The sequence below is a fragment of the Streptomyces griseorubiginosus genome, assembly GCF_017614965.1.
In the GTDB taxonomy this organism is placed as follows: domain Bacteria; phylum Actinomycetota; class Actinomycetes; order Streptomycetales; family Streptomycetaceae; genus Streptomyces; species Streptomyces griseorubiginosus_B.
The window spans coordinates 1-2,559 of sequence record NZ_WVUG01000556.1 but is presented as its reverse complement, the minus strand read 5'-3'; the positions used below and the strand labels follow the sequence as shown (position 1 = coordinate 2,559).

The 2,559-nt window shown below is 70.1% G+C and carries 2 protein-coding genes and 2 pseudogenes; 2 read left to right on the top strand and 2 right to left on the bottom strand.

All coding sequences use genetic code 11. The features are described 5' to 3' along the window. Positions 1-172 precede the first annotated feature (172 nt). Positions 173-1,384: an MFS transporter gene (locus GRC12_RS43545; protein WP_208785967.1), complete on the top strand. Its 1,212-nt coding sequence runs from the start codon at positions 173-175 to the stop codon at positions 1,382-1,384. Here the strand turns inward: GRC12_RS43545 and GRC12_RS47185 are convergent. Then, positions 1,380-1,433 (bottom strand): annotated as a pseudogene (locus GRC12_RS47185) (hypothetical protein); the annotation flags it as partial. The gene GRC12_RS43545 and the pseudogene GRC12_RS47185 sit on opposite strands and share 5 nt — an antisense overlap. Before the next feature lie 41 nt (positions 1,434-1,474). Continuing rightward, positions 1,475-2,017, bottom strand: coding sequence for a DoxX family protein (locus tag GRC12_RS43535; protein ID WP_208785966.1), 543 nt, complete (start codon positions 2,015-2,017; stop codon positions 1,475-1,477). Positions 2,018-2,331: 314 nt separating this feature from the next. On the opposite strand from GRC12_RS43535, the pseudogene GRC12_RS43530 reads away from it, so the two are divergent. Further along, a pseudogene (locus GRC12_RS43530) lies at positions 2,332-2,559 on the top strand (hypothetical protein); the annotation flags it as partial.

The window sequence follows — 2,559 nt, the reverse complement described above, 5'->3', positions numbered from 1 at the left end:
CCCTGGCCCCCAGCCCCCGTGAGCAGCTCGCCGCGGGGGCTTTCTCCTGAGCAGATGAATGCACACACGCACTATCAGCAACCGGCATCATCTGCGCTTGCATTTATCACGCGTCTGCAATTATTGTCGACGCCCGTAAGCGCAACAAGCAATCTTCTGGAAGGTTTCTCCCATGCCTCTCGCCCTTCTGGCCCTGGCCATCGGGGCCTTCGGGATCGGCACCACCGAGTTCGTGATCATGGGCGTGCTGCCCCAGGTCGCGGGTGACTTCGGGGTCTCCATCCCCACCGCCGGATGGCTGGTCTCCGGTTACGCGCTGGGCGTGGTCCTGGGCGCGCCCGTGCTGACCGTCCTGGGCACCAGGGTCTCCCGCAAGAAGATGCTCATGTTCCTGATGGGCGTGTTCGTCGTGGGCAACGTCCTGTCGGCGCTCGCGCCCGTCTTCGCGGTGATGCTGATCGGCCGGGTGGTCGCCTCGCTCGCGCACGGCGCGTTCTTCGGCATCGGATCGGTGGTGGCGGCCGGACTGGTCGCGCCGGAGAAGAAGGCCTCGGCGATCTCCCTGATGTTCACGGGTCTGACGGTCGCCAACATCGTGGGGGTCCCCCTGGGGACGTACGTCGGACAGGCCGCCGGCTGGCGGGTCACCTTCGCCGGCGTCGCCGCGCTCGGCGTCGTGGGGCTTCTCGGTGTGGCCAGGCTGGTGCCGGAGACGGGCCGGCCCGAGACCCACACCCTGCGCACCGAGTTCGCCGCCTTCCGCAACGTCCAGGTCTGGCTCGCGATGGCGATGACGGTGCTCGGATTCGGGAGCGTGTTCGCCGCGATCACCTACATCACGCCGATGATGACCGAGGTCGCCGGCTACTCGTCCGGCGCGGTCACCTGGCTGCTGGTGCTGTTCGGCGGGGGGATGTTCCTGGGCAACCTGGTGGGCGGCCGGTTCGCCGACCGGGCGCTGATGCCGATGCTGTTCGCCGCGCTGGGCGCGCTGTCCCTGGCCCTGCTGCTGTTCACGGTCACGGCCCACGACAAGATGGCGGCCGCGCTGACGCTGGCGCTGATCGGCGCGCTCGGGTTCGCGACCGTGCCACCGCTGCAGAAGTGGGTGCTGGACCAGGCCTCGGCCGCACCGACCCTGGCGTCCGCCGCCAACATCGGCGCCTTCAACCTCGGCAATGCGCTGGCCGCCTGGCTGGGCGGCGTCGCCATCGCGGGCGGGCTCGGCTACACCTCCCCCAACTGGATCGGCGCGCTTCTCGCCGGCAGCGCGCTGCTGCTCTCGGTCCTTGCCGCGTTCCTGGACCGCCGCCGAGGGCCTGCCGGGCGAATCGTCGCCTCGTCCGCCGTACCCGAGAGTGCGTCGATCGCGGCACGACACTGACATGTGACGGGGTCGTCTCGTAGCCCGCGTCGATGATCCGGCTGGCCATGGGAGCGCCCTGGCTGCCCAGGCCGATGAAACCGACACGCATCAACTGGCATCCTGCTCAAGGGGTTCGGGACTCGGCGCCGGTTCCGGCGCGGGCCGCTGGGGGCGCCAGAACGTGGCGAGCAGACCGCCGGTCGCCACGACGGCCACGCCGAGTGCGATCCCGAAGCCGGGCCATCCGGACGTGTCGATGCCGGCGGCGTCGTCGAGCGAGGCGCTGCCCGGGCCGAGCACGGCCAGCGCCAGGGAGACGACGGCGAGGGTCAGGACGTACTCGTAACCCTCCTTGAAGACGAAGAACCCGTTGGGGCGGTGGGCGAGCAGGCCCGCGACCAGCATCACCGAGATGACGGCCGCGCAGGCCAGCGGGGTGAGCAGACCGGCCAGCAGCAGGACGCCGGCGCCGATCTCGGTGACCACGCTCATCCAGGCCTGGAGCACCCCGTGGCGCAGGCCCAGGCCGGTGAACCAGCGGGCGGTGCCGGCGATACGGCCGCCGCCGCGCCAGTGGTTGAGACCGTGCGCGATCATGACGACGCCCAGGACCAGGCGCAGCAGAGTCGCGACCACATCCGTCTGGTTCATCCCGCTCTCCCCTCTGGTGGGGGCGCGGCGATGTCGGCCTCTCGGGTCACCGCGCACTCCTCGACGAACGACAGCACGTTCAGGTGATAGCCCGGGCCGAATGCCCGAGGCTCAGATTGTGCCCGCTGTCGGCTTGTTCGTTAATGCGCGTGCGAGGGGATGCCGTGAAGAGGGAGGCGAGCGCGGGTGGTGGTGGCGGCCGGTGGCGGCGATCCCCAGGCCCGAACTGGCCGAGGATCCACGGTTCGCGACCGAGGAGCTCATCGCCGAGAACACCCGTACAGGACTCCCGGCAGGTCGCCGCCGACGTCCAAGTGCGGGCGAACGAGTACATCGTGCGGGCCGGGGAGCTCGAACTGGTCGCGAACCCGGTGCAGTTCGACGTCACGGCGCCCGAAGTGGGACCGGCTCCGAAGTTCGCGGCACAGACCGAGAAGGTGCTGCTGGGGCTGGGCCTGGACTGGGCGCGGGCCCTGGCGCTGAAGGCGGCTAGGCCCGAACTTCGCGGGTCGTTGATTCGTATGGTGTGGCCGGCCTGGGGG